We start from the raw sequence: 25,953 nt of genomic DNA on the forward strand, positions 1-25,953 counted from the left end.
GGCGGGGAGGAGCAGTCGGACGGCAGCCGCTACTCGTTGCCGATCCGCTTGTCGGCCTGGCGCTTCAGGTCCTCGATGCGGTCGTCGTACTTGCCGTTGGTGAGGCGGCTGGCGATCTCGCCCGCCTTCTCGAGGGTCTGGTCCGAGACCTGCTCGGCCTTCTCGCTCCGCAGCGCGTCCTGGGCCTTCCGGCTGTTGAGCAGTTCGCCGGCCTGGCGTCCGAGCTTCCCGAGATCCACGATGATGCCTCCTTGTAAACGCGCACAGGGCGGCGCGTGCCTCAGTGTGGCGCTCCCGGCTGGGGGAACGGTGCGGGCGCGCCGGTCAGCCGGCCAGTGCGATCACCTGCTCCGCCGCGTCTGCCAGGGCGCGGCCGTAGGAGGGACCGTGACCGGCGGCGTGGACGGCGAGCGGGTGCAGCTGGTGGAGCGGCACCCGCTCCTCGTAGCCGGCCCCCAGCGGATGCTGCTCGCGGTAGCCCTTGAGGACGGCGTCGAGGTGCGGAGCACCGAAGAGGGCCAGCATCGCCAGATCGGTCTCGCGGTGTCCCCCGTGAGCGGCGGGGTCGATCAGGACGGCGCCGTCCGCCGTCCAGAGCACGTTGCCGGTCCAGAGGTCCCCGTGGATCCGGGCGGGCCCCGCACCGTCGTCGAAGGCTCCGGCCGCCACCCGGCCCAGAGCCTGCTCGACGAGCCGCGACTCGGCTGCCGTGAGGTTGCCCGCCTCCACGGCGGGGCCGAGGAACGGCCGCACCCGCTGCTCCGCGTAGAAGCGCCCCCACGAGTCGTCCGGGCGGCACGGCATCCCGCGGCGGCCGATGTACGCGGGGCCGGTCCATCCCGGGGGCGGCGCTCCGAACGCCGCGGCTCCGGCGTCGTGCGTCCGGGCGAGCGCGGCGCCGAGAGCCCGAGCCGACTCGGCCGAGGGACGCACGGAGCGGATCTCCTCCAGCTCGATGCGCCCGGGCGACACCCTCTCCACCCCGACACAGCGCGCACCGCCGTCCGCCTCGCGCAGCCAGTCCAGGCCGGCCGCCTCCCACTCGAAGAACTGCGGGAGGGCACGGGGGTCGCTCTTCACGAAGGGCATGCCGCCACGCTAGCCGGGCGTCCCCGGGAACGACGAGAGGGGCCGCCCGCCGAAGCGGACGACCCCTCTCGAGAGATCAGTAGGACGGACCTACTTGATGATCTTGGTGACCGTACCGGCACCCACGGTGCGTCCACCCTCACGGATGGCGAAGCCGAGGCCCTCCTCCATGGCGATCGGCTGGATCAGCGCGACCGTCATGTCGGTGGTGTCGCCGGGCATGACCATCTCGGTGCCCTCGGGCAGCGTGATGACGCCGGTGACGTCGGTGGTGCGGAAGTAGAACTGCGGACGGTAGTTCGCGTAGAACGGGTTGTGACGCCCACCCTCATCCTTGGACAGGATGTACGCGGTGCCCTCGAAGTCCGTGTGCGGCGTGACCGAACCCGGCTTGACGACGACCTGGCCGCGCTCGACGTCCTCGCGCTTGGTGCCGCGGAGGAGCAGACCGCAGTTCTCGCCGGCCCAGGCCTCGTCGAGCTGCTTGTGGAACATCTCGATTCCGGTGACCGTGGTCTTCTGCGTCGGGCGGATGCCCACGATCTCGACCTCGGAGTTCAGAGCGAGGGTTCCACGCTCCGCACGGCCGGTGACGACGGTTCCACGACCGGTGATCGTGAAGACGTCCTCGATCGGCATGAGGAACGGCTTGTCCTTGTCGCGCACCGGGTCCGGGATGGACTCGTCGACCGCGTCCATCAGGTCGAGGATCGACTGGGTCCAGGTGTCGTCGCCCTCGAGTGCCTTGAGGCCGGAGACGCGCACGACGGGGGCGTCGTCGCCGGGGAAGCCCTGCGACGAGAGGAGCTCGCGGACCTCGAGCTCGACGAGCTCCAGGATCTCCTCGTCGTCCACCATGTCGGCCTTGTTCAGCGCGACGAGGAGGTAGGGGACGCCGACCTGCTTGGCGAGGAGGACGTGCTCACGGGTCTGAGCCATCGGGCCGTCGGTGGCGGCGACCACGAGGATCGCGCCGTCCATCTGGGCCGCGCCGGTGATCATGTTCTTGATGTAGTCGGCGTGACCCGGGGCGTCGACGTGCGCGTAGTGGCGCTTCGGCGTCTCGTACTCGACGTGCGAGATGTTGATCGTGATGCCGCGCTGGCGCTCCTCGGGAGCGGAGTCGATCGACGCGAAGTCACGCTGGACGTTGGTCGCGGACGGGAACTTGTCCGCCAGAACCTTCGAGATCGCCGCGGTGAGCGTGGTCTTTCCGTGGTCGACGTGACCGATGGTTCCGATGTTGACGTGCGGCTTGGTCCGCTCGAACTTGGCCTTAGCCACTGTGGGTCCTCCTCAGGACTTAGGTGCAAGCATCCGCATCCGGGCGGCCGCACGGGGCGGCACGAGGACAGGAGGACTTGCGGGGGTTTTGTGTACGTATGTTACCGGCAGTGGTCGTGCGGCCGTCCCGCTGCGACAGGGGGCGCGCTGCACTCGGCAGCAAACCCGCACGACACTACCAGGCCGCCGCCGTTCCGGGGAACGGCGACGGCCCAGGGGCGGAGCTACTCGCCCTTGTTCTTCTGGACGATCTCCTCGGCCACGGCCTTGGGGACCTCGGCGTAGGTCTCGAACGTCATCGAGTAGACGGCGCGGCCCGAGGTCTTCGAGCGCAGGTCTCCGATGTAGCCGAACATCTCGGACAGCGGGACGTTGGCCCGGATGACCTTGATGCCGGTGGCGTCCTCCATCGACTGGATCATCCCGCGACGCGAGTTGATGTCGCCGATGACGTCGCCCATGTACTCCTCGGGAGTACGGACCTCGACGGCCATGAGCGGCTCGAGGAGGACCGGCTGCGCCTTGCGCGAGGCCTCCTTGAACGCGATCGAGCCGGCGATCTTGAACGCCATCTCGGAGGAGTCGACGTCGTGCGCCGCTCCGTCGACCAGGGTCGCCTTCACGCCGACCATGGGGTAGCCGGCGAGCACGCCGACCTGCATGGCGTCGCGGATGCCCGCGTCGACGGAGGGGATGTACTCGCGCGGGACGCGGCCACCGGTGACGCCGTTGACGAACTCGTAGGTCTTGTCGGCCTCGACCTCCATCGGCTCGATGGTGATCTGGACCTTCGCGAACTGGCCGGAGCCACCCGTCTGCTTCTTGTGGGTGTAGTCGTACTTCTCGACCGTGCGGCGGATCGTCTCGCGGTACGCGACCTGGGGCTTGCCCACGTTGGCCTCGACGTTGAACTCGCGCTTCATGCGGTCGACCAGGATGTCGAGGTGCAGCTCGCCCATTCCCTTGATGACCGTCTGACCGGTCTCCTGGTTCTGCTCGGTGCGGAAGGTGGGGTCCTCCTCCGCGAGCTTCTGGATCGCGGTGCCGAGCTTCTCCTGGTCCGCCTTCGTCTTGGGCTCGATGGCGACCTCGATGACGGGCTCCGGGAAGGTCATCGACTCGAGCACGACCTGCGCGGCCGGGTCGCTCAGGGTGTCACCGGTGGTGGTGTCCTTGAGGCCGATGACGGCGTAGATGTGGCCGGCGGTGACCGAGTCGACCGGGTTCTCCTTGTTGGAGTGCATCTGGAAGATCTTGCCGATGCGCTCCTTCTTGCCCTTGGTCGAGTTGATGACCTGGGCGCCGGAGTCGAGCTTGCCCGAGTAGACGCGGACGTAGGTCAGGCGGCCGAAGAACGGGTGCACGGCGACCTTGAACGCGAGCGCCGAGAAGGGCTCGGTCGAGTCCGCGTGGCGCATGATGACCTTCTCCTCGTCGCGGACGTCGTGCGCCTCGATGGCGGGGACGTCGAGCGGGGAGGGGAGGTAGTCCACGACAGCGTCGAGCATCGGCTGGACGCCGCGGTTCTTGAACGCCGAGCCGCAGAGCACCGGGTAGATCTCGGAGTTGACGGTCATCTTGCGGATGGCGCCCTTGATCTCCGCGACGGTGAGCTCCTCGCCGCCGAAGTACTTCTCGAGCAGCTCGTCGGAGGTCTCCGCGACGGTCTCGAGGAGCTTCTCGCGGTACTCCGCCGCCTTGTCGGCGAGGTCGGCCGGGATCTCCTCGATCTCGTACTTCGCGCCGAGCGCGACGTCACCCTTCGAGTCGCCGCGCCACGTGAGCGCGCGCATCTCGACCAGGTCGACGACGCCCTCGAAGGAGGACTCCGCGCCGATGGGCAGCTGGATGACCAGCGGCTTCGCGCCGAGGCGCTTGATGATCGTGTCGACCGTGTAGTAGAAGTCGGCGCCGAGCTTGTCCATCTTGTTGACGAAGCAGATGCGCGGGACGTCGTACTTGTCGGCCTGACGCCAGACGGTCTCGGACTGGGGCTCGACGCCCTCCTTGCCGTCGAAGACGGCGACGGCGCCGTCGAGGACGCGGAGCGAGCGCTCGACCTCGACCGTGAAGTCGACGTGACCGGGGGTGTCGATGATGTTGATCTGGTTCTTGTTCCAGAAGCAGGTCGTCGCGGCGGACGTGATCGTGATGCCGCGCTCCTGCTCCTGCGCCATCCAGTCCATCGTCGCGGCGCCGTCGTGGACCTCGCCGATCTTGTGCGTGATACCCGTGTAGAACAGGATGCGCTCGGTGGTGGTGGTCTTGCCGGCATCGATGTGGGCCATGATGCCGATGTTGCGGACCTTGTTCAGGTCGGTGAGCACATCTTGTGCCACGGAGTTCCTCCGATAGGTGATGGAGCCAGCGCACCGGGTTCATGGCCGAATGGCTGGGATTCTGGTGGTGGCGGTCGCCCGGTCGCGGGGATCGGGCGATCCGCCGCCGGGACCGGGCCCGCAGCGGTGACGCCGCGGGCCCGGTGGTCGCGGTCGCCCGGGGGCGGCCGCGGGGTGCGCTACCAGCGGTAGTGCGCGAAGGCCTTGTTCGACTCGGCCATCTTGTGGGTGTCCTCGCGACGCTTGACAGCGGCGCCCAGACCGTTCGACGCGTCGAGGATCTCGTTCATGAGACGCTCGGTCATCGTCTTCTCGCGACGGGCCTTCGCGTAGCTGGTGAGCCAGCGGAGCGCGAGGGTGTTGGCGCGGTGGGGCTTGACCTCGACCGGGACCTGGTAGGTCGAGCCGCCGACGCGGCGGCTGCGGACCTCGAGGGTCGGGCGGACGTTGTCGAGCGCCTTCTTGAGGGTGACGACCGCGTCCTGACCGTTCTTGCCGGCGACGCCCTCGAGGGCACCGTAGACGATGCGCTCGGCGAGGCCCTTCTTGCCGTCCAGGAGGATCTTGTTGACGAGCTGGCTGACGATGGGGGCGCCGTAGACGGGGTCTGCGACGACGGGGCGCTTGGGAGCGGGGCCCTTACGAGGCATTACTTCTTCTCCATCTTCGCGCCGTACCGGCTGCGAGCCTGCTTGCGGTTCTTGACGGCCTGGGTGTCCAGGGCGCCGCGAACGATCTTGTAGCGGACACCGGGGAGGTCCTTGACGCGACCGCCGCGCACGAGCACCATCGAGTGCTCCTGCAGGTTGTGGCCCTCGCCGGGGATGTAGGCGGTGACCTCGGTGCCGTTGGAGAGCTTCACGCGGGCCACCTTGCGGAGGGCCGAGTTCGGCTTCTTGGGCGTGGTCGTGTAGACGCGCGTGCAGACGCCGCGCTGCTGGGGGTTGGCCTTCAGGGCGGGCGCCTTGGTCTTGGTGACCTTCGGCGTGCGTCCCTTGCGGACCAACTGCTGAATCGTTGGCACTGGTTTTGCTCCTTGAATGCTGCACGGTGACAGCGGATCGATGGTCGACATTCGGCCCTCCCGTCTCCGGGAACGGCCGAGTTCATCTGGACCCGACGCACCCCGCGGCCCCGCGAGCGGGACCGGGAGGGTGAGGGGTATGCCGTGGGGGCCGCCCGATCGGACGAACCCGCGGATCCTCGCGGACCCGGTGGAGCGAAGTGCGGCGACCGCATCGACCCGGAGGCACGACACGAGCGCACGGCAAAGCGCACACCCGAAGAATATTACGGGGAGTGACGGGGCCGGTCAACCGAGCGGCGTTCGCCCTGGGAGATGCCGCAGCGCCGCGACGAGCCGCGCCGGGACTCCGCCCTCACTCCCGCTCGTCGCCCTCCCAGCCCCAGTGAGGGCTGCGGCCGCCGGCGTCGCGACGGGCCAGGAGCAGGAGGAACACGAGCTGGACGGCCGCCGCGAGCACGCCGGTCGCGATCGCGAAGACAGTGGGGGCGTGGTCGAGGATCCAGCCGAGGATCTCCCCCGGCTCCTGGCGGCCGAGCCCGTAGAGCGCTCCGCCCGTGACGAGGAAGAGCAGGTAGACGACGACCCCGGTCAGCAGCGTCGGGCCGAGGACGCGGTGGACGGCGGGACGGGCGGCGAGGGTCACCATCGCGACCAGCACGGCGACGACGCAGACCGCCACCGACACCGGCCCCAGCAGCGGACCGGCGTCGCGCTCGGGCACGACGTCCTGGTCCAGCAGGAGGCTGAGGACCCCGAACGCGCAGACGACCAGGGCGAGGTAGAGGAACGCGGCGAAGCCGGCCAGCGCGAGGCCGTAGCCCAGACCGGCTCCGCGGCCCTGCCCCTGCCCCTCCGGAGTCACGACTGCGCGGCCGCTTCGCGCTCGGCGTTGCGGCGCTTGACGCCCCGGGCGCGGGCCGCGATCGCGGCGCCGCCCCAGACGCTCGCCTCCCGGCCGAGGACGCCGGCGGCGAGGACCGCCGCGAGGACGGCGGGATCGCGGACGTAGTCGAGCGCGAGGGAGCGGTCGATCGGCAGGGCGAGCGGTCCGACGGCGCTCCAGCCGCCGACCAGCGCGGCCGCGGCCGTGAGGAGGGCGACGAGGAAGCCGCCGAGGACGTAGGCCCACCAGCCCGCGCGGTTCACGACCAGCACGATCAGCGCCAGGCCGACGAGGAACGCGGCCACCGGGGCGAGGAAGAGCGCGGTCGGCGCAGCGTCGAGCGCGAGGGCGACCGGGTCGCCGCCGACGCGGTCGACCAGCAGGCGGATCGCCGCCAGGGCGACGAGGTACAGGACGGCGAAGACCGCGGTCGTCAGGAGGGCGAGCGCGAGGCCCGCGAGGCGGTTGCCGGAGCGCCGGACCGGCTCGGGCTCGGCCTCGACCGGCCCGAGGGCGCTGGGGGCGGACGCCGCGGCGGCCGGGGCGGCGGGCTCGACGGTCGGCTGACGGCCCGTCACGGGTTCGGGCCAGACGTACTCCCGGGTCGGCTGGGGTCCGGTTCCGCCGGACGTCTCGGTCGCGGAGGGGATCCGCGTGGTCTCGGCGTCGCTGCTCCAGGTCACCCGGACAGCATAGGCACGCCTTCCGCCGCGCCCGGTGCGCCGCGCGGCTCCCCGTCGACGGGGGACAGCGCCGACCGTCTACTCGAGCGGGTGGAGGAGGCGGTGCAGGAACTGCCGGGTGCGAGGCTCCCGCGGCTCCCGGAGGATCTGCGCAGGGGCGCCCCGCTCGACGACCACGCCGTCGGCCATGAAGACGACCTCCGAGGCCACCTGCCGGGCGAACTCGAGCTCGTGCGTCACGACGAGCATGGTCCAGCCCTCCCCCGCCAGCTCCCGCATCAGCGAGAGCACGTCGCCGACCAGCTCCGGGTCCAGCGCCGAGGTGGGCTCGTCGAAGAGGAGCAGATCGGGCCGCAGCGCGAGCGCCCGGACGATGCCCACGCGCTGCTGCTGACCGCCGGAGAGCTCGAAGGGGTAGGCGCTCCCCCGGCCGCCGAGGCCGACGCGCTCGAGCAGGAGCTCCGCCTCCGGGACCACCTCGGACGCGGGACGGCGCTGCACTCGCAGCGGCCCCTCCGTCACGTTCTGGAGGACGGTCAGGTGCGGGAAGAGGTTGAAGTGCTGGAAGACCATCGCGGAGTGGTCGCGCAGCCCGGTCAGCGCCTTCCGTCCGACGCCGCGGTCGAAGTCGAGGACGCTGCCGTCGGCGAGCTCGACCACCCCGCCGTCCGGCACCTCGAGGCTGTTCAGCGAGCGCAGGACGGTGGTCTTGCCCGAGCCCGAGGGCCCGATCAGGGCGACGACCTCGCCGCGGCGGATCTCCAGGTCGATGCCGCGCAGCACCTCCACCCCGCCGAACGACTTGCGGAGGCCGCGGGCCGTGAGCACGGGCCGCGCGTCGGTCGGAGTGTCAGCGGGCGACATAGCGGTCCAATCGCTTCTCGAGCAGGCCCTGGCCGCTGGAGAGCACCAGGCAGATGAGCCAGTAGATCAGAGCGGCCTCGAGGTAGAGGAGCATGAACTCGCTCGACGCGGTGGCGATCTTCTGCGCCTGCCGGAAGAGCTCGGTCACCAGGATGAGGGAGGCCAGCGAGGTGTCCTTCACCAGCGAGATGAAGGTGTTCGACAGCGGCGGGACGGAGACGCGCGCGGCCTGCGGGAGGATGATGCGCCGCAGCGAGAGCGAGCGGCTCATGCCGATCGTGTGCGCCGCCTCCCACTGCCCCTTCGGGACGCTGAGGATCGCCGCGCGGATCACCTCCGCCGCGTAGCCGCCGACGTTGAGGGCGAACGCGATGGTGGCGCTGGGCCAGGGGTCGATCTTCAGTCCGAGGCTCGGCAGCCCGTAGAAGATCACGAACAGCTGCACCAGGAGCGGCGTGCCCCGGATGACGGAGATGTAGGCGCGCGCGACCCAGGAGAGGATCCGCACCCGCGAGAGCCGCATCAGGGCGACCGCCAGCGCGAGCACGAGCCCGATGGCGAAGCTCGCCAGCGCGAGCGGGATCGTCCCGACGATGCCCCCGGAGAGGATCGGCCAGAACGACCGGAGGACGAGGTCCATTGTGTTCTCCCGCCTTCGCGGGAGGATCCGCAGTCGGCTCGATCGGGTGGTGGCGTCGGGGGCGGATCGTGTCCGCCTCCTGGGGAATGCTGGCACGCTTCGCGCCGGGGCGGGCGCCCTTGCAGGCGGACCCGCGGCCTGAGCCGCTCCGCCGCTCCCCCGCGACGGGACCGCTCACGCACGAGACGGCCCCTCCCGGAAGGGGAGGAGCCGTCTCGGGGTGGGGCTACTGGGAGACGTCGGCTCCGAAGTAGCGCTCGGAGATGGAGGCGAGTGTGCCGTCCTCGCGCAGCTCGTCGAGGGCGGAGTCGACGGCCTCGACGAGGTCGTCCGAGCCCTTCGGGAAGGTGAAGGCGCTCTCGGAGGTGTCGTCGGTGGTGACGGCGACCTTGAGGCCCGCGGCCTGGTCGGGGTAGGTCGTGGACCAGTCGAGCCAGGTGAGGCGGTCGTTCACGGTCGCGTCGACGCGGCCCTGCTCGACGAGGGCGATGGCCTGCGCCCAGCCCTCGACGCCCTCGACCTCGGCGCCGTTCTCCTGCGCGACGGTGTACCAGTTGCTCGAGAGCGACTGCGCGGTGGTCTTGCCGGAGAGGCCGGCGAGGTCGGTGATCGAGGTGTCGCTCGAGGGGACGATCACGACGCCAGGGCTGACCGAGTACGGCTCCGAGAAGTCGTACTTCGCCTCGCGCTCGTCGTTGATCGAGACCTGGTTCGCGATCACGTCGAAGCGCGCTCCGTCCAGGCCCGCGAACATGGCGTCCCACTGCGTCTCCTGGAAGTCGGGCTCGACGCCCAGCTTCTCGGCCACGGCGGTGATCACGTCGACGTCGTAGCCGGTGAGGGCTCCCGTCCCGCCGTCGGCGTGGAAGGAGAAGGGCGGGTAGGTGCCCTCGGTGCCGATGGTGAGCTTCCCCGAGTCCTCGACCTCGGCCAGAGTCAGGCCGGAGCTGGCGGAGGCGGTGCCCTCGCCGCTCGAGCCGGAGACCACGTCGTCGGTCGAGGCGGGCGCGCAGCCGGCGAGGACCAGGGCGGCGGCGGCGGCGGTCGTGCCGAGCAGGACGCGCAGGGAGGTGCGGGCGGAGAGGGTCACGGTGTTGTCCTTCGGTGCATCACGGAGTCGTGGCGGTCCCGCTGCGCCGGATGCGGCGCGGGGATCGACGAGGGGACGGGTCGTCCCGGGGCGGACCGCTGCTCGGCGGAACCGCCCGGAGTGACGATAACCAGTGGAGGGGGCGGCCCTATTCCCGGATGTCGCCGTGTGACGCCGGGAGTCCGGCCAGGAAGTGCTCGGCACCGGCGACCTCGTCGCTCGTGAGGCCCGTCGCCGACTCCGGACGCACCAGGTGGAAGGGGGTGCTCTGCTCGCGGGCCCAGTCGTACGCGTCCTCGTGGAGGTTGTCGTCGATCCACACCACGGCGCCGATCGCGCCGCGCTCGGCGGCCGCCTCCAGCCACACCGCGACGGGCTGGAGCTTGCCCGTCCGGCCCGGGAACCGCGGGTCGCGCGGGAGGCCGCCGTCGAAGACGATCGCCTCCGTGCCCGCCGGCAGCCCGAGGTCCTGGGCGAGGACCCGCGTCAAGCGCGGCGGCCAGGTCGTGGCCCACACGATCGTGCCGACCGCGGCCAGACGGGCGACGAGCGCCGCCCGCTCCGGCTCGAGCTCCAGGCGGTGCGAGCCCGAGGCGCGATCGCTGCGGACGGAGGGGTTCAGGACGCCGTCGACGTCGAGCAGGATCAGGGCGGCCATGCCTGTCACCGTAGCGGCGGCGGGGCGGATCGCGCGAGGAGCGCTAGCGTGACGGGATGCCTCCGTCCCTCCTGCTGCCGGGAGGCCGCACAGCCGTGCTGGGGCCGGATCCCGTGCGGCCGGAGGCGCTGCTGCTCACGGTCGACGGCGCGGAGCAGTCGCTGATCGATCCGGGCGATCCCCGGGCTCTGCACCTCGAGTACCTCGCGCGCCTCGGCGCGGTGGTCGACGCCGCCGCCCCTTCCGGCGAGCCGCTGCGCGTGCTGCACCTCGGAGCCGGAGCCCTGGCCCTGGCCCGGTACGTCGCCGCGACCCGGCCGGGCTCCGAGCAGCTCGCGGTGGAGAGCGCGGCAGGACTCGTGGAGTTCGTGCTCGAGCACGCGCCGCTCCCCCGCGGCGCGCGCGTCCGACTCCTCACGGCCGACGCCGCAGGGCCCCTGCCGCCCTGGAGCGCCGACCTCGTCGTGCTCGACGTCTACGACGGGGACGAGATCCCGGAGCCGTTCTACCGCGCGTCCGTCCTCGCTCCGCTCGCCGCCCGCGTCGGCGCGGACGGGCTCCTCGCGGTCAACGTCGCCGACGACGCCGACCACCGGAGGCTGGACCGCCTGCGCGGGGTCGTCCGGGAGCTGCTCCCGGTCACCGCAGCGGTCGGATCGACCGCCTTCGTCGAGGGGCGCACCGGCGGGAACGCGATCCTGCTCGCCTCAGGCTCGGCGCTCGCCGACCACGTCGCCGGCCGCCTGCTGCGCGCCGGCCCGCACCCGGTCTCCGCCGCGGCGGATGGCGACGTCGTGGTCGCCGAGGTGGCGGTAGAAGTCGACCCGTGAGTCGAGAGTGACGCCGGTCTCGAGGTACTTGGCGCGGATCCGCTTGATGTAGGTGCGGACGGTGTGCTCGGCGACGCTGAGGTCGACCGCGACGGTGCGGACCGCGGCACCCGCTCCGTAGGCGCGCATCACCCGGCTCTCCTGCGGGCTCAGCACCGGGCGGCGCTCCTCGCGCCCGTGCACGAGCCGGTGGCGGGCGGTGTCCGAGATCCAGGTGCGGCCGGAGGCGACCGAGACGACCGCCGCCGCGAGCTCGCTGGGGTCGTCGCCCTTCCAGACGTACGCCGCTCTCTCCCGTCGCAGCACGGCCCGCACCGGCTCCAGGGAGTCGGAGGAGGAGAGCACGACGAGGCCGACGGTCCAAGCCGCCGCACGCTCGAGGGCGTCGGCCACCTCCTCGCCGGGCACGCCGTCCAGGTCGAGGACCGCGATGCGGTCGACGCCCTCCTCGTCGTGCGAGAACTGCGGCAGCAGCTGCGCGAGCAGCGCCTGCAGCGCGGCACGCTCGATCGCTGGTCCGTCGACGACGGCCAGCGTGAACCGATCGAATCCGGTCACGGGGGTCCCCTAGCAGGGGCAGGTTCGGGTCCGCCCCGGCTGCACCGTAGCGGTCCGCGACGTCGTCGTGCACGTGATGGGACATTCCGTCTCAGTGGGAGGACGCCCCAGAGCACTCCGGATCGGCTCACGGAGCGCGTGGAGGACCACCCGCGGCACCGTCTCCGGCTAGTGTCCCTCTCCATGGACGACAGCGCAGAGGGCTCCCGGCGGGCCCGGAGGATCCCCGCGGAGCAGGTCCGCAGCCGCATGATCGCCACGGCGCGCGACGTCGTCTCGAACCACGGCCTCACGGTGAGCTTCGCGCACCTGCCCATGGAGGAGTACATCCGCCTGGCCGGCGTGCCGCGCAGCTCCGTCTACCGGATCTGGAGCACGCGCGAGGAGTTCGTGGCCGACCTGGTCGGCGAGGTCTTCGTGCGGGACCGGTACGCGGAGGGCGCCGATCCCGAGGCCCAGCAGGAGATGCGCGAAGTCTACGAGCGCTCCACCGATCTGCTCTCCACGGCCGCCGGCCGCCGCCGGGTCGCCTGGGAGACCATCCGCATCGGCGCGCGGGCCAATGCCGAATCGCTCCGCCGCTCCGCCGACTGGTCGTCGTACAACGCGCTGCTCGCCTGCACCTTCTCGATGGAGGAGGGGCCTGCACGCGACGCCGTGCGCGCCACGGCGAAGCGGATCGAGGGCATGCTCACGCGCCGGATGCGCGACTTCTACGAGGAGACGCTGCAGGTCTTCGGCGGGACGATGCGCCCGGGATTCACGACGCTCCAGCTCGCCCACCTCACCGCGATCGTGATCGACGGGCTCGCCCACCGCGGCCGGCTCCTCGACGACGACCTCGACGCTCCGGTGACCGCCCCCGGCCTCGACGGCGAGCCGGTCGAGTGGACCCTGGCGGCCTGGACGATCCGCTCGATCGTCGACGGGATGCTGGAGCCGGTCGCGGAGGACTGAGCGGACCCCGCGACCCGGATCACTCGTCCGGTTCGGTGAACCCGTCGATCAGCAGCAGCACCGACACCACCGCCAGTGACGGCCCCTCGGGATCGGCCGGGTCGAGCGGGCCGGTCACCAGCTCCGGTGTCGCGATCCGCGCGATGCACAGCCCCTCGATCAGGGCCGAGACGGCGGAGGCGAGAGCGGCGGAGCCGCGGTCCGGGCGCAGCCGGAGCCCCGCCTCGGCGAGGGTGTGCTCGTAGTACTTCGCCATGTTGTCGATGAAGTGCAGCTGGCGGGACCGCAGAGCGGATCCGATGGCGGTCCGTGCCGGCTCCTCGTGCGAGCCCACCGCGCCGGCGAGAGCGATGAAGTTGCGCCAGTGCTGCGACGAGAAGACGTTGTCGACGTTCGCATCGACGGCGACCCGGACGGAGGCGATCAGGGCCTCGCGGCGCTGCGCCGGGGTCGGCTCGGGGTCGAGGCTGCGGTGGAGGTGGGAGTTCCCGGCCCGCAGGGACGGCTGGTCGAGGCGGGTGGCGAGGACCCGCTCCGGGATCGCGGCGATCAGCTCGTCGTAGAACGACTGGCGAGTGGGCCAGATCCGGTACACGGTGCTGCGCGGAACACCCGCCGAGCGGATGACGTCCTCGAGGGGCAGGTGGGCGACTCCGACGCGCAGGCCCTCGGCGCGGACGACCGCGAGAGCGGCGTCCAGCAGGCGGGTGCGGACCTGCTCGCGGGTCAGGCGGGGAGGACGCGCCGGCTCCTCCGCATCGAGGGGGTCGTCGCTCATCAGGCCTCCGGCGCCGGGATGCACGGAGGAGCCTCCGACATCTGCTGTCCAGCCGAGCGTACCCGGAGGGAGCGCGGAACGTGAGAGGAGATCGGAGACGGGCGCGGCCCGCGCATGCGGCTCGGGTGCCGCGCGGGCCGCGCTGCCTGTCCCCCAGGCGGCCTCCCCATGGGCCGGTCCGACCGTATGCTTCCCGACAGACGTCCGTCAACTGACGCGACATGGTGTCTCCTCGGCGGTGTCCGCCGACCGGTCACGAGGACCGCCTCCGGGACTCCTCCGCCGCCGGGAGCGCCCTCGCCGCGGTCTGCGCTCGAGAGGCGTGCGGAGCGGACAGCTCGCCCGCGACGACGTCCGACACGACGCCGGTGGCGTGCTCGACGAGGTCGACGTTCCGGGTCAGCCGCGCGTGGTGGCACGGGCTCGCGTCGACGTCGACCACGAGCTTCGCGAAGCGCAGAGCATCGCCGAGCCGCGCGAACGGCGAGAGCTCGGCGACGAGGGACGGCACGTCCGCCGCGGCGAGGTAGGTGTAGCGGCAGGTCGAGACCACGTAGTCGTCGACTCCGGCCGTCGCCGATCCGGTTGCGACCATGATGTCGCCGAGGTCGACCGGCGCGGTGGCGAGGCCGAGCGCCACCGCGGCGGTCACCTGGATGTCACCCACCAGTGCCGTCACGTGCACGCCGGCGGGCCAGGGCGGCAGGGAGCCGAGCTCGGTCGATCCCGTCCGCAGGCCCTTGCCCGCCGCCGAGGCGAGGGCGTCGATCATCGGCACTCCCGTGCACTCCCCCGCGTGCTCGGCGTCCTCCGAGACGGCGTCCCCGCAGGAGGCGAGCATCGCCGAGACGCTCAGCCGGCTCTGCGGGTCCAGTCCTGCGATCACCGCGGGGCTGACCTGGCCGGAGTCGTCGACCATTCGTCCGAGGCGCTCCGCGACGTCGGATCCCGTGTTCGGGGTGCCGAAGGTGAGGACGGACGAGACCATCGAGGCGACGGCGGTCCCGTCGACCGAGCCGCTCAGCGCCTGGCGGGCGGCGAGCCCTCCCATCGAGTGCGCGACGACGACGGCGCGGTGCCCGGTCGCGGAGACGAGGCAGGCGATCGAGGAGGCGAGCGCGTCGCTGATCCCCGGGTCGGTGACCCAGCGCGCGGCGAGCCGGCGGTAGTCGAAGGTGTAGACCGCGGCGCCGTCGATCTGCTGCAGCCGGCCGAGGAGGGACGGCTCGGGAGCGTCGAGCGGAGCGGTCGCCGACTCCGACGACACCATGTCGACGAGATGGGAGAAGGCCCCTGTGCGGTCGGCGTCGTGCGTCGCCGTGCCCAGCCAGCCGTGCAGCATCACGATGGGGACCAGGGCGGCGGCGGAGCGCGGCCGGACGTCGTCGCCCGTGAGCACGGGAGCCAGCTCGGCGACGCCGCAGGACGAGGGTGCGACCGCCTCGCCCGCCTCCGCCCGCCCCGCGGGCACCACGACGACGCCGACCACCACGAGCAGTGCGGCCAGCACGACGATCACGAGTCTCATCCGCGCGTTTCCTCACGTGCCGCGACCAGGACGGGGAACGGGTACAGGCTCGACCCGACGAGCACGCATCGAGTCAATCACCCCGCTCCTGCGGGGGAGGACGCTCGTCGCGAACGGGCGGCCCCCCGTGCGGGTGACCGCGGGCCGGGCACGACGAAGGCCCCGCCGGTGTCCCGACGGGGCCTTCGATCGTTCAGCTCACCTGGATCAGCTGTAGTTGCCCGGCTCGTAGCCGTCGCTCGAGAACGAGTCGAAGTCGACGAACGAGAGGTCGGCGTCGCTGAACGCGGCGTCGTCGGCGAAGATGCGGTTGGGGTACCGCTCGGCCTTCGCCTCCTCGGTCGCCTCGACCGACACGTTCCGGTACTTGGGCAGACCGGTTCCCGCCGGGATCAGCTTTCCGATGATCACGTTCTCCTTCAGGCCCATCAGCGGGTCGCGCTTGCCCTCCATGGCCGCCTGCGTGAGGACGCGGGTGGTCTCCTGGAAGGACGCGGCCGACAGCCACGACTCGGTCGCGAGCGAGGCCTTGGTGATGCCCATGACCTCCTGGCGGGCGGACGCTGTCCGCTTGCCCTCGGTCAGAGCCGCACGGTTGACCTCGCTGTAGCGCGAGCGGTCGACGAGCTCGCCCGGCAGCAGCTCCGTGTCGCCGTGGTCGACCACGGTGACCTTGCGGAGCATCTGACGCACGATGACCTCGATGTGCTTGTCGTGGATCGGCACACCCTGCGAGCGGTAGACGCCCTGGACGCCGCCCACCAGGTGCTTCTGGACCTCGCGGACGCCCAGCACGCGCAGGACCTCCTTGGGGTCGACCGTTCCGACGTGCAGCTGCTGCCCGAGCTCGACGTGCTGGCCGTCCTCGATGAGGAGCTGCGAGCGCTTGAGCACCGGGTAGATGACCGCCTCGTCGCCGTTGTCCGGCTGGAGGATGACGCGGCGGGCACGGTCGGTGTCCTCGATGGTGATCCGGCCGGCGGCCTCCGCGATCGGCGACGCGCCCTTGGGGGTGCGGGCCTCGAAGAGCTCCTGCACGCGGGGAAGACCCTGCGTGATGTCGTCGGCCGAGGCCGATCCACCGGTGTGGAAGGTGCGCATCGTGAGCTGCGTGCCGGGCTCGCCGATCGACTGGGCCGCGATGATGCCGACGGCCTCTCCGATGTCGACGAGCTTGCCGGTGGCGAGCGAGCGGCCGTAGCAGGCCGCGCAGACGCCGACGGCGGACTCGCAGGTCAGGACGGAGCGCACCTTGATGTGGCGCACGCCCGCTCCGACCAGCTTCTCGATGAGCACGTCGCCCACGTCCTCGCCGGCCTCGGCGACGAGCTCGCCGGCCTCGTTCGACGCCGGGGTGGCGAGCGAACGGGCGTAGACGGAGTTCTCGACGTTGGAGTCCTTGATCCAGGCGCCGGTGGCGTCCTGGAGCATGATCGGCAGGTCGAGGCCCTTCGAGGTGCCGCAGTCCTCCTCGCGGATGATGACGTCCTGCGAGACGTCGACGAGTCGACGCGTCAGGTAGCCCGAGTCCGCGGTGCGGAGCGCGGTGTCGGCCAGGCCCTTGCGGGCACCGTGCGTGGCGATGAAGTACTCGGCGACCGACAGGCCCTCGCGGTACGAGGAGATGATCGGTCGGGCGATGATCTCGCCCTTCGGGTTGTTCACCAGGCCTCGCATGCCGGCGATGTTGCGCACCTGCAGCCAGTTGCCGCGGGCACCGGAGGTGACCATGCGGTTGATGGTGTTGTCCGTCGGGAAGTTCGCGCGCATGGCCTTGGCGACCTCGTCGGTCGCCTCGGTCCAGATCTTCACGAGCTCCTGGCGGCGCTCGGCCTGAGTGGTCAGACCCTTGTCGTACTCGGACTCGACCTTCGCGGCCTTCTTCTCGTAGCCCGCGATGATCTCGGGCTTCGACGGAGGCGTGAGGATGTCGGACAGCGCCACGGTGACACCCGAGCGGGTGGCCCAGTAGAAGCCGGCGTCCTTGATCCGGTCGAGGGAGGCGGCGACCTCCACCTTCGGGTAGCGCTCCGCGAGGTCGTTGACGATCCCGGAGATGGTCGTCTTGTCGGCGACCTGCTCGAAGTAGGGGTAGTCGACCGGCAGCGCCTCGTTGAAGAGGGCGCGGCCGAGCGTGGTCTCGAGGAGGACCGGCGCGGTGACCTTGCCGTTCTCGTCGATCTCGACGCCCTCGGGTGCCTGACCCTGCGCGAAGTACACGTCCGACATGCGGATCCTGACCTTCGAGTTCAGGTGCAGCGAGCCCTGGTCCTTCGCGAGGATCGCCTCCGAGACGGAGGAGAACGCGCGGCCCTCGCCGGCGGCGCCCTCGCGGATCGTCGTCAGGTGGTGGAGGCCGATGATCATGTCCTGCGTGGGCAGGGTGACCGGACGGCCGTCCGAGGGCTTGAGGATGTTGTTCGACGCGAGCATCAGGATGCGCGCCTCGGCCTGGGCCTCGACGGACAGCGGCAGGTGGACGGCCATCTGGTCGCCGTCGAAGTCCGCGTTGAACGCGGCGCAGACGAGCGGGTGCAGCTGGATCGCCTTGCCCTCGACCAGCTGGGGCTCGAAGGCCTGGATGCCGAGACGGTGCAGCGTGGGCGCGCGGTTCAGCAGGACGGGGCGCTCGCGGATGATCTCCTCGAGCACGTCCCACACCTGCGGGCGCGAGCGCTCCACCATGCGCTTGGCGGCCTTGATGTTCTGCGCGTGCGACAGGTCGATCAGGCGCTTGATCACGAACGGCTTGAACAGCTCCAGCGCCATCTGCTTGGGCAGACCGCACTGGTGCAGCTTGAGCTGCGGGCCGACGATGATGACCGAGCGGCCCGAGTAGTCGACGCGCTTGCCCAGCAGGTTCTGGCGGAAGCGACCCTGCTTTCCCTTGAGCATGTCGCTCAGGGACTTCAGGGCGCGGTTGCCGGTTCCGGTGACGGGGCGGCCGCGGCGGCCGTTGTCGAAGAGGGCGTCGACCGCCTCCTGGAGCATGCGCTTCTCGTTGTTCACGATGATCTCGGGGGCACCGAGGTCGAGCAGGCGGCGGAGTCGGTTGTTGCGGTTGATCACGCGACGGTAGAGGTCGTTCAGGTCGCTGGTCGCGAACCGGCCTCCGTCGAGCTGCACCATCGGGCGCAGCTCCGGCGGGATGACCGGGACGACGTCGAGGACCATCGCGGCCGGCGAGTTGCCGGTGGCGAGGAACGAGTTGACGACGCGCAGGCGCTTGATGGCGCGGATCTTCTTCTGACCCTTGCCCTCGGCGATCTGCAGGTGCAGCGTCTCGGCCTCGGCCTGGAGGTCGAACTGCTCGAGGCGCTTCTTGATCGCCTCGGCGCCCATGTAGGCCTCGAAGTAGACGCCGTACCGGTCGACGAGCTCGTTGAAGACCGCGTCCTCGGGCTTGAGGTCGCCGACCTTGAGGGTGCGGAACTGCTCCCACACGCTCTCGAGCCGCGCGATGTCCTCGTCGAAGGACTTGCGGATCTGGCCCATCTCCTTCTCGGCGCCGTCCTTGGTGCGGCGCTTCTGGTCGCTCTTGGCGCCCTCCGCCTCCAGGGCGGCGAGGTCGGTCTCCAGGCGCGCCAGACGGTCCGCGATGCGGGAGTCGCGCTGGTCCGAGAGGGTCTTGATCTCGAGCCGGAGCTCGTTCTCGAGGCCGGGCATGTCGGCGTGACGGCCGTCGTCGTCCACGTCGATGATCATGTACGCCGCGAAGTAGATGACCTTCTCGAGGTCCTTCGGCGCCATGTCCAGCAGGTATCCGAGGCGCGAGGGGACGCCCTTGAAGTACCAGATGTGGGTGACGGGGGCGGCGAGCTCGATGTGGCCCATCCGCTCGCGGCGGACCGAGGACTTGGTGACCTCGACGCCGCAGCGCTCGCAGACGATGCCCTTGAAGCGGACTCGCTTGTACTTGCCGCAGGAGCACTCCCAGTCGCGAGAGGGACCGAAGATCTGCTCGCCGAACAGGCCGTCCTTCTCGGGCTTCAGGGTGCGGTAGTTGATGGTCTCGGGCTTCTTCACTTCACCGTGCGACCAGCGACGGATGTCATCGGCCGTTGCGAGGCCGATGCGCAGCTCATCGAAAGTGGTTACGTCGAGCAATGTTTTCTCCTTGTCGGAAAACAGGGTGTCTCGTCAGAGACGGGAGGTCGTCAGATGCTGGCGCGGATCAGATGTCGTCGACGGAGGACGACTCGAACCGGGAGGAGATGTTGATGCCGAGCTCTTCCGCGGCGCGGTAGACCTCGTCATCGGTGTCGCGCAGGCTGACCGCGGTGCCGTCGGCCGAGAGGACCTCGACGTTCAGGCACAGGGACTGCATCTCCTTGATGAGGACCTTGAAGGACTCCGGGATGCCGGGCTCCTGGATGTTCTCGCCCTTGACGATGGCCTCGTACACCTTCACTCGGCCGAGGATGTCGTCCGACTTGATGGTGAGGAGCTCCTGGAGGGCGTAGGCGGCGCCGTAGGCCTCGAGGGCCCACACCTCCATCTCGCCGAAGCGCTGTCCGCCGAACTGCGCCTTACCACCGAGCGGCTGCTGGGTGATCATCGAGTACGGGCCCGTCGAGCGCGCGTGGATCTTGTCGTCGACGAGGTGGTGCAGCTTCAGGATGTACATGTAGCCGACCGAGACCGGGTCCGGGAAGGGCTCCCCGGAGCGGCCGTCGAACAGCTGCGTCTTGCCGGACGAGCCGATCAGGCGCTCTCCGTCGCGGGTCGGGGTGGTGGAGTCGAGGAGCCCTGCGAGCTCCTCCTCCGCCGCGCCGTCGAAGACGGGGGTCGCGACCTTGGTGCCGGGCGCCGCCTCACGGGCGTGCTCGGGCAGGCGCGCGGCCCACTCCGGCTGGCCCTCGACCTTCCAGCCCTGCTTCGCGATCCAGCCGAGGTGGATCTCGAGGACCTGGCCGAAGTTCATGCGGCCGGGGACGCCGAGCGGGTTGAGGACGATGTCGACCGGGGTGCCGTCGGCGAGGAACGGCATGTCCTCGACCGGCAGGATCTTCGAGATGACGCCCTTGTTGCCGTGGCGGCCGGCGAGCTTGTCGCCCTCGGTGATCTTGCGCTTCTGGGCGATGTAGACGACCACGCGCTGGTTGACGCCCGAGCCGAGCTCGTCGTCGCCGTCCTGCGCGTCGAACACCTTGACGCCGATGATCGTGCCCTGCTCGCCGTGTGGCACCTTCAGCGACGTGTCGCGGACCTCGCGGCTCTTCTCGTTGAAGATCGCGCGGAGCAGGCGCTCCTCGGCCGAGAGCTCGGTCTCGCCCTTGGGCGTGACCTTGCCGACGAGGATGTCGCCGGGGCGGACCTCGGCGCCGATGCGGATGATGCCGCGCTCGTCCAGGTCGGCCAAGAGCTCCGGGCTGACGTTGGGGAGGTCGCGGGTGATCTCCTCCTTGCCGAGCTTGGTGTCGCGGGCGTCGACCTCGTACTCCTCGATGTGGATCGAGGAGAGGACGTCGTCCTTCACCAGGTTCTGGCTGAGGATGATCGCGTCCTCGAAGTTGTGGCCCTCCCACGGCATGAACGCGACGAGCAGGTTCTTGCCCAGCGCGAGCTCGCCGTTCTCGGTGGCGGGGCCGTCGGCGACGACCTCGCCGACCTCGATGCGCTCGCCGGCCGAGACGACCACGCGGTTGTTGTACGAGGTGCCCTGGTTGGAGCGGTCGAACTTGCGGAGGAAGTAGGTCTGCGTGCCGCCCTCGTCCAGCTGGACGGTGACGGAGTCGGCGGAGACCTCCTGGACGACACCGGCCTTGTCGGCGGTGATGACGTCGCCGGCGTCGATGGCCGCGAAGCCCTCCATGCCGGTTCCGACGACGGGCGACTCGCTGCGCAGCAGCGGGACGGCCTGACGCTGCATGTTCGCGCCCATGAGCGCGCGGTTCGCGTCGTCGTGCTCGAGGAACGGGATCAGCGAGGTCGCGACCGAGACCATCTGGCGCGGCGAGACGTCCATGTAGTGGACGCGCTCGGCGTCGACGAGCTCGACCTCTCCGCCCTTGGGGCGGACCAGGACCTTGCCCTCCGCGAAGCGGAAGTCCTTCGTGAGGGGGGCGTTCGCCTGGGCGACCAGGTACTCGTCCTCCTCGGACGCGGTGAGGTAGTCGATCTGCGAGGTGACGGTGCCGTCGACGACCTTGCGGTACGGGGTCTCGATGAAGCCGAACGAGTTGATGCGCGCGAAGGACGCGAGCGATCCGATCAGGCCGATGTTCGGGCCTTCCGGGGTCTCGATCGGGCACATGCGGCCGTAGTGCGAGGGGTGGACGTCGCGGACCTCGACGCCGGCGCGCTCGCGGGAGAGTCCGCCGGGGCCGAGCGCCGACAGGCGGCGCTTGTGGGTCAGACCCGCGAGCGGGTTGTTCTGGTCCATGAACTGCGACAGCTGGCTGGTCCCGAAGAACTCCTTGATCGCGGCGACGACGGGGCGCACGTTGATCAGGGTCTGCGGGGTGATCGCCTCGATGTCCTGCGTGGTCATGCGCTCGCGGACGACGCGCTCCATGCGGGACAGTCCGGTGCGGACCTGGTTCTGGATCAGCTCGCCGACCGCGCGGATTCGGCGGTTGCCGAAGTGGTCGATGTCGTCGACGTCGAGACGCAGCTCGACCGACTCGCCGTCGCGCACGCCGGGGAGGGCGGTGCGGCCGTCGTGCAGGGCGACCAGGTACTTGATGGTCGCGATGATGTCCTCGACCGTGAGCACCGAGTCGGACAGCGCCTTGTCGATGCCGAGCTTGCGGTTGATCTTGTAGCGGCCGACCTTCGCGAGGTCGTAGCGCTTGGAGTTGAAGTAGAAGTTGTCCAGCAGCGCGCGGGCGGCCTCGGCGGCGACCTGCTCGCCCGGACGGAGCTTGCGGTAGATGTCGCGGAGGGCGTCCTCCTTGGTGAGGATGTTGTCCTTCTCGAGGGTCAGCTCGATCGACTCGTAGCCGGCGAACTGCTCGAGGATCTCCTCGCTCGTCAGGCCGAGGGCCTTGAGGAACACGGTGACCGACTGCTTGCGCTTGCGGTCGATGCGCACGCCGACCTGGTCGCGCTTGTCGATCTCGAACTCGAGCCAGGCGCCGCGGCTCGGGATGACGCGGGCGGAGTAGATGTCCTTGTCGGACGTCTTCTCCTGCTGGCGCTCGAAGTAGACGCCGGGGCTGCGCACGAGCTGGGACACGACGACACGCTCGGTGCCGTTGATGATGAACGTGCCCTTCTCGGTCATCAGCGGGAAGTCGCCCATGAAGACCGTCTGGGTCTTGATCTCACCCGTGAGGTGGTTCATGAACTCGGCCTCGACGTACAGCGGAGCGGCGTAGGTCTTGCCGCGCTCCTTGCACTCCTCGATCGTGTACTTCTCGGGCTCGAGGTACGGGTTCGTGAAGCTCAGCTGCATCGTCTCGCTGAGGTCCTCGATCGGGGAGATCTCCTCGAAGATCTCGTCGAGGCCGGAGTTGGCGGGGAGGTCCTCCCGGCCGGCGGCCTTCGCCTCGGCGACGCGGGTCTTCCACGCCTCCGAGCCGACGAGCCAGTCGAAGCTCTCGGTCTGCAGCGCGAGCAGATCCGGAACGGTCAGGGTGTCGCTGATCTTGGCGAACGAGAGACGCGAAGCTCCGCGTCCGTTCTTGGGTGAGGTGGTGGTCGCGGTGGACGCAGCAGCCAAGGAAGGAACCTCCGTAGACCCTCGCGGGTCTCAATCTGTGGGATGTGTGGAGTGGGCTCCCGCCGGACGGGCCGCCACCCCTGCCCGCACGCCGTGCGGACCGAGGCGACTCGGTCTTGGGGGCGGGGCTAGAGTGTGGCAACGGCATCCACCATCTGATGCCGGGTTCCGGTGACCTGCCGACCGCGATATGAGGGCATGGGTACTCGGGAGCGCAAAGTACGAATATAGCCGCATCGCGCCACGCCGCGCAAGTGCGGATGCTTGCGCCGCCCCGCGGGGTCCGGTATACGAGGCCACGGCCTCCCGGATCGATCCGACCGGGCCCGGCGCGGAGCCCCGCCGTCCCGCCGCCGCGGCAGACTGGTCGGATGCAGGAACGCACCGGCCGCCGACGCGGAGACGACTCCGAGCACCCCCGCGCCGTGCTCGCCAGCGGGTACACCGCGCGGATCGAGCCCGACCGGCACTCGCCCGAGGCGGCGACCCTGGTCGTCGACGGCACTCCGCAGTCGCACGTCGACCTCGCGGATCCGACGCACCTCTCCTTCGAGTACGTCCGCCGGATCGGCCACGCGATCGACCTCGTCGCCCCCGAGGGCGAGAGCGTCACGGCGCTCCACCTGGGCGCCGGAGCGCTGACCCTCCCCCGCTACGTCGCCGCGACCCGGCCGGGCTCGCGCCAGCAGGTCGTCGAGATCGAGGGCGCTCTGGTCGAGCTGGTGCGCGAGGCGCTCCCGCTCCCCCGCGGGGCGCAGATCCGCATCCGCCAGGGCGACGCCCGCGAGGTGCTCGGCAAGCTGCCGCCCGGGCTGCGCAGCACGGTCGACGTGGTCGTCGTCGACATCTTCTCGGGCGCGCGCACTCCCGCGCACGTGACCAGCGCCGAGTTCTACGGGGCGATCGCGCCGCTGCTCGCCCCCGGCGGCCTGGTCGCGGTGAACGTGGCCGACGGCGGCGCGCTCGCCTTCGCCCGCGCCCAGGCCGCGACGCTCGCCTCCGTCTTCGCGCACACCGCGATCATGACCGACACCCAGATGCTCAAGGCCAAGCGCTTCGGGAACGTGGTGATGCTCGCCTCGGCCGATCCGCTGCCGCTCGACGGCCTGCCGCGGCGCCTCGCCTCCGACCCCGCGCCCTCCAAGCTGGTGCAGGGGCGGGAGCTCGAGAACTTCATCGCCGGCGCCCTCGTCGTCACGGACGAGACCGCCACCCCGTCGCCGCTGCCGGCGCGGAGCATCTTCCAGGTGCGACGGGGCTGACCCGGGCCGCGCGTCGGGGCGCCGTCCGGGGACCCGCCGGTACACTCGACGCCGGGGTCAGCGACCCCGACCGTCCTCTCGTCCGCCGCGCGCGACGATCCGGATCCGCACTCCACGAGGAAGCATCGCCCTGAGCATCATCATCCGCCACGACCCCGCGACCCTCCACGAGGAGATCGACGTCGACGCCGCCCAGGAGCGCCTAGAGGAGATCGGCGCGCTGCGCAGCCTCGCCGCGCTCACCGAGAAGGCGGAGCTGCTGCGCCTGCTCGGGCGCGTCGACGAGGCGTGGGACCTCGCGAACGAGGCCGTCCGCCGCACCCGCTTCTCCGGCGACCGCGCCGAGCTGCTCACCGCCCGTGTCAACCGCGCCCGCCTCATGCAGCTGCGGGGCCGCACCGACGAGGCCCTCTCGGAGCTCGCGCTCTGCGTCGAGGAGGCGCGCACGCACGAGTGGCACCTCGAGCACTCCTTCGCGCTCAAGCACCGCGGCCTCACCTTCTTCGAGCTGGGCGAGTACGGCCGGGCGATGCGCGACTTCGACGCCGCGACCGCCCTCGGCGAGCGCGTCGGGGTCCCCGAGGAGGAGCTCGAGGTCGCGCGCCTGGGCTACGCCGCCGCCTCCGAGTTCCAGGACGGGACCGACCGCGAAGCCCGCACCGACGGCACCGCCCGCGGCCGCCGCCGCGCCGACGGCGACGAGTCCTAGGAAGCGCCACCGGTGGCCGACCTCGAGGACGTGGCCCGCTGGGCCGACGCGCTGATCGAGGAGCACCTCGACCCCTCCTGGTCCTTCGCGCTCGACCACGCGCGCACCCGCGGCGGCGCCTGCCACTGGACGCGCCGCCGGATCACGGTCTCGCGCCACCTCGCCGCCCGCTGGAGCGACGAGGAGGTCCGGCAGACACTCCTGCACGAGGTCGCTCACGCGCTCGCGGGGCCCGACGCCGGGCACGGACCGCAGTGGCGGCGGATCGCGGCGCGGCTCGGCTACACGGGATCGCGCACCCACAGCAACCCGACCGCGGACGAGCTCGCGCCGTGGGTCGGCATCTGCCCAGGCGGACACCTCTTCTACCGCCATCGCCGGCCCACCCGGCCCCTGGCCTGCGGCCGCTGCGCGCGCCGGTTCGAGCCCGCGAACGCGATCCAGTGGCGGCGCCGACCGGTCCCGGCGCCGTGACCCCGGACGAGGCCTCTCACGGCGGCCGCACGCCGGTCACCGGGCAGTGGCTCCCCGAGGCCGACGGCCGGCGCTGGTGGTTCGACTCCGGAAGCCTCGCACTCGACTTCGCCACGACAGGAGCACTGCCTCCGGGAGCGGCCGAGCACCTCGACTCCGACGCCGCCCTGGCCGCCTGGCTCGCCGAGCGCTTCGAGGCGGTCGGCCCCGAGAGCCGGGACGCGCGCCTCGACGACGCGCTGATGCTCCGGGGCGCGATCGCCCGGCTGGCCGTCGCGGCCGAGGCCGGCACCGCGCCCGACCCGCGCGACGTCGACGTGGTCAACCTGGTCGCGGCGATGCCCGACATCCCACCGGTGCTGGGCGGAGGGTCGCGGCAGGCAGGACGGCTCCATGCGGCGGGCAGGCAGGCGCTCGCGTCCATCGCCCGGGAGGCCGTGGGGCTGCTGGGCCCGGCCGTGGCCGGACGGCTGAGGCGCTGCGCGGATCCGGAGTGCCGGATGCTCTACCTCGACACGTCCCGCGCCGGGTCGCGCCGCTGGTGCTCGATGCAGCGCTGCGGGAACCGGTCGAAGGTCCGGGCGTACCGGGCGCGCGCCGCCGCCCCGCGCGGCTGACGCACTGCCGCGGCACC

At 71.0% G+C, this 25,953-nt stretch carries 22 protein-coding genes; 5 read left to right on the top strand and 17 right to left on the bottom strand.

The features are described 5' to 3' along the window. Positions 1-29: 29 nt before the first annotated feature. The 13 genes from C5C99_RS10895 to C5C99_RS10955 all read right to left on the bottom strand — a co-directional run bounded on the left by C5C99_RS10895 (position 30) and on the right by C5C99_RS10955 (position 11,945). Entirely contained in the window at positions 30-239 is a 210-nt protein-coding gene (locus C5C99_RS10895) for an antitoxin (RefSeq protein ID WP_159939075.1), read from the bottom strand. An 85-nt stretch (positions 240-324) separates the two neighbouring features. After that, on the bottom strand, positions 325-1,089 hold the full coding sequence (locus tag C5C99_RS10900) for a fructosamine kinase family protein (protein ID WP_104333992.1): 765 nt from the start codon (positions 1,087-1,089) through the stop codon (positions 325-327). Positions 1,090-1,179: 90 nt separating this feature from the next. Further along, the gene (gene tuf / locus C5C99_RS10905) at positions 1,180-2,373 is read right to left on the bottom strand and encodes an elongation factor Tu (protein WP_104224570.1); all 1,194 of its coding nucleotides are present in this window, start codon (positions 2,371-2,373) and stop codon (positions 1,180-1,182) included. Positions 2,374-2,597: 224 nt separating this feature from the next. Further along, complete coding sequence (gene fusA, locus C5C99_RS10910; RefSeq protein ID WP_104224571.1) at positions 2,598-4,712, bottom strand: elongation factor G; 2,115 nt, start codon at positions 4,710-4,712, stop codon at positions 2,598-2,600. 179 nt (positions 4,713-4,891) lie between these two features. Further along, positions 4,892-5,362, bottom strand: a complete 471-nt coding sequence (gene rpsG / locus C5C99_RS10915; protein ID WP_068251443.1) for a 30S ribosomal protein S7 — start codon at positions 5,360-5,362, stop codon at positions 4,892-4,894. Next, positions 5,362-5,736 (bottom strand): 30S ribosomal protein S12, encoded by a 375-nt coding sequence (gene rpsL, locus C5C99_RS10920; protein WP_011186743.1) that lies wholly within the window; start codon positions 5,734-5,736, stop codon positions 5,362-5,364. The genes rpsG and rpsL overlap by 1 nt, the downstream gene beginning before the upstream one ends. Positions 5,737-6,091: 355 nt before the next feature. Next, positions 6,092-6,601, bottom strand: coding sequence for a DUF6121 family protein (locus C5C99_RS10925; protein ID WP_104273241.1), 510 nt, complete (start codon positions 6,599-6,601; stop codon positions 6,092-6,094). Next, positions 6,598-7,305 (bottom strand): hypothetical protein, encoded by a 708-nt coding sequence (locus tag C5C99_RS17140; protein ID WP_181074589.1) that lies wholly within the window; start codon positions 7,303-7,305, stop codon positions 6,598-6,600. Before C5C99_RS17140 ends, C5C99_RS10925 begins: the two co-directional genes overlap by 4 nt. 78 nt (positions 7,306-7,383) lie before the next feature. Further along, positions 7,384-8,169 carry an amino acid ABC transporter ATP-binding protein gene (locus C5C99_RS10935; protein ID WP_104340068.1) on the bottom strand — a complete coding sequence of 262 codons (786 nt, stop codon included), beginning with the start codon at positions 8,167-8,169 and terminating at the stop codon, positions 7,384-7,386. Next, a complete protein-coding gene (locus C5C99_RS10940; RefSeq protein ID WP_104340069.1) occupies positions 8,156-8,809 on the bottom strand; it encodes an amino acid ABC transporter permease in 654 nt (217 codons plus the stop codon). Before C5C99_RS10940 ends, C5C99_RS10935 begins: the two co-directional genes overlap by 14 nt. A 226-nt stretch (positions 8,810-9,035) precedes the next feature. Then, a complete protein-coding gene (locus tag C5C99_RS10945; protein WP_374953121.1) occupies positions 9,036-9,899 on the bottom strand; it encodes an amino acid ABC transporter substrate-binding protein in 864 nt (287 codons plus the stop codon). A gap of 148 nt (positions 9,900-10,047) precedes the next feature. Continuing rightward, positions 10,048-10,557, bottom strand: coding sequence for an HAD domain-containing protein (locus C5C99_RS10950; RefSeq protein WP_104269387.1), 510 nt, complete (start codon positions 10,555-10,557; stop codon positions 10,048-10,050). 707 nt (positions 10,558-11,264) lie between these two features. After that, complete coding sequence (locus tag C5C99_RS10955; RefSeq protein ID WP_104247592.1) at positions 11,265-11,945, bottom strand: LuxR C-terminal-related transcriptional regulator; 681 nt, start codon at positions 11,943-11,945, stop codon at positions 11,265-11,267. A 183-nt stretch (positions 11,946-12,128) separates the two neighbouring features. Here C5C99_RS10955 and C5C99_RS10960 point away from each other — a divergent pair, with 183 nt between their 5' ends. Further along, complete coding sequence (locus C5C99_RS10960; RefSeq protein ID WP_146076607.1) at positions 12,129-12,902, top strand: hypothetical protein; 774 nt, start codon at positions 12,129-12,131, stop codon at positions 12,900-12,902. Between the two features lie 19 nt (positions 12,903-12,921). Here C5C99_RS10960 and C5C99_RS10965 read toward each other — a convergent pair whose 3' ends face one another. The 4 genes from C5C99_RS10965 to rpoB all read right to left on the bottom strand — a co-directional run bounded on the left by C5C99_RS10965 (position 12,922) and on the right by rpoB (position 22,874). After that, positions 12,922-13,680, bottom strand: coding sequence for a TetR/AcrR family transcriptional regulator (locus tag C5C99_RS10965; RefSeq protein ID WP_104340070.1), 759 nt, complete (start codon positions 13,678-13,680; stop codon positions 12,922-12,924). Between the two features lie 253 nt (positions 13,681-13,933). Next, on the bottom strand, positions 13,934-15,208 hold the full coding sequence (locus C5C99_RS10970; protein ID WP_104250883.1) for a triacylglycerol lipase: 1,275 nt from the start codon (positions 15,206-15,208) through the stop codon (positions 13,934-13,936). Positions 15,209-15,415: 207 nt separating this feature from the next. Continuing rightward, positions 15,416-19,315: a DNA-directed RNA polymerase subunit beta' gene (locus tag C5C99_RS10975; RefSeq protein ID WP_104224580.1), complete on the bottom strand. Its 3,900-nt coding sequence runs from the start codon at positions 19,313-19,315 to the stop codon at positions 15,416-15,418. A gap of 67 nt (positions 19,316-19,382) precedes the next feature. Continuing rightward, complete coding sequence (gene rpoB, locus C5C99_RS10980) at positions 19,383-22,874, bottom strand: DNA-directed RNA polymerase subunit beta (RefSeq protein WP_104260909.1); 3,492 nt, start codon at positions 22,872-22,874, stop codon at positions 19,383-19,385. A gap of 371 nt (positions 22,875-23,245) precedes the next feature. Between rpoB and C5C99_RS10985 the strand changes: the two genes are divergently transcribed. The 4 genes from C5C99_RS10985 (at position 23,246) to C5C99_RS11000 (ending at position 25,936) form a co-directional block, all read left to right on the top strand. Next, complete coding sequence (locus tag C5C99_RS10985) at positions 23,246-24,136, top strand: spermidine synthase (RefSeq protein WP_104340071.1); 891 nt, start codon at positions 23,246-23,248, stop codon at positions 24,134-24,136. Between the two features lie 379 nt (positions 24,137-24,515). Then, entirely contained in the window at positions 24,516-24,845 is a 330-nt protein-coding gene (locus tag C5C99_RS17145; protein ID WP_181027192.1) for a hypothetical protein, read from the top strand. Positions 24,846-24,857: 12 nt separating this feature from the next. Continuing rightward, entirely contained in the window at positions 24,858-25,319 is a 462-nt protein-coding gene (locus C5C99_RS10995) for a SprT-like domain-containing protein (RefSeq protein WP_104340072.1), read from the top strand. Further along, positions 25,316-25,936 (top strand): CGNR zinc finger domain-containing protein, encoded by a 621-nt coding sequence (locus C5C99_RS11000; RefSeq protein ID WP_104340079.1) that lies wholly within the window; start codon positions 25,316-25,318, stop codon positions 25,934-25,936. The genes C5C99_RS10995 and C5C99_RS11000 overlap by 4 nt, the downstream gene beginning before the upstream one ends. Positions 25,937-25,953 lie beyond the last annotated feature (17 nt).

This window comes from Rathayibacter sp. AY1C4 (assembly GCF_002932195.1).
GTDB lineage: Bacteria > Actinomycetota > Actinomycetes > Actinomycetales > Microbacteriaceae > Rathayibacter.

Excerpts from the sequence above, each read along its gene's own strand:
- C5C99_RS10900 (WP_104333992.1), bottom strand. The coding sequence starts at position 1,089 with ATGCCCTTCGTGAAGAGCGACCCCCGTGCCCTCCCGCAGTTCTTCGAG.
- rpsG (WP_068251443.1), bottom strand. The coding sequence starts at position 5,362 with ATGCCTCGTAAGGGCCCCGCTCCCAAGCGCCCCGTCGTCGCAGACCCC.
- C5C99_RS10935 (WP_104340068.1), bottom strand. The coding sequence starts at position 8,169 with ATGTCGCCCGCTGACACTCCGACCGACGCGCGGCCCGTGCTCACGGCC.
- C5C99_RS10940 (WP_104340069.1), bottom strand. The coding sequence starts at position 8,809 with ATGGACCTCGTCCTCCGGTCGTTCTGGCCGATCCTCTCCGGGGGCATC.
- C5C99_RS10950 (WP_104269387.1), bottom strand. The coding sequence starts at position 10,557 with ATGGCCGCCCTGATCCTGCTCGACGTCGACGGCGTCCTGAACCCCTCC.
- C5C99_RS10960 (WP_146076607.1), top strand. The coding sequence starts at position 12,129 with ATGGACGACAGCGCAGAGGGCTCCCGGCGGGCCCGGAGGATCCCCGCG.
- C5C99_RS10965 (WP_104340070.1), bottom strand. The coding sequence starts at position 13,680 with ATGAGCGACGACCCCCTCGATGCGGAGGAGCCGGCGCGTCCTCCCCGC.
- C5C99_RS10970 (WP_104250883.1), bottom strand. The coding sequence starts at position 15,208 with ATGAGACTCGTGATCGTCGTGCTGGCCGCACTGCTCGTGGTGGTCGGC.
- C5C99_RS10985 (WP_104340071.1), top strand. The coding sequence starts at position 23,246 with ATGCAGGAACGCACCGGCCGCCGACGCGGAGACGACTCCGAGCACCCC.
- C5C99_RS17145 (WP_181027192.1), top strand. The coding sequence starts at position 24,516 with ATGCAGCTGCGGGGCCGCACCGACGAGGCCCTCTCGGAGCTCGCGCTC.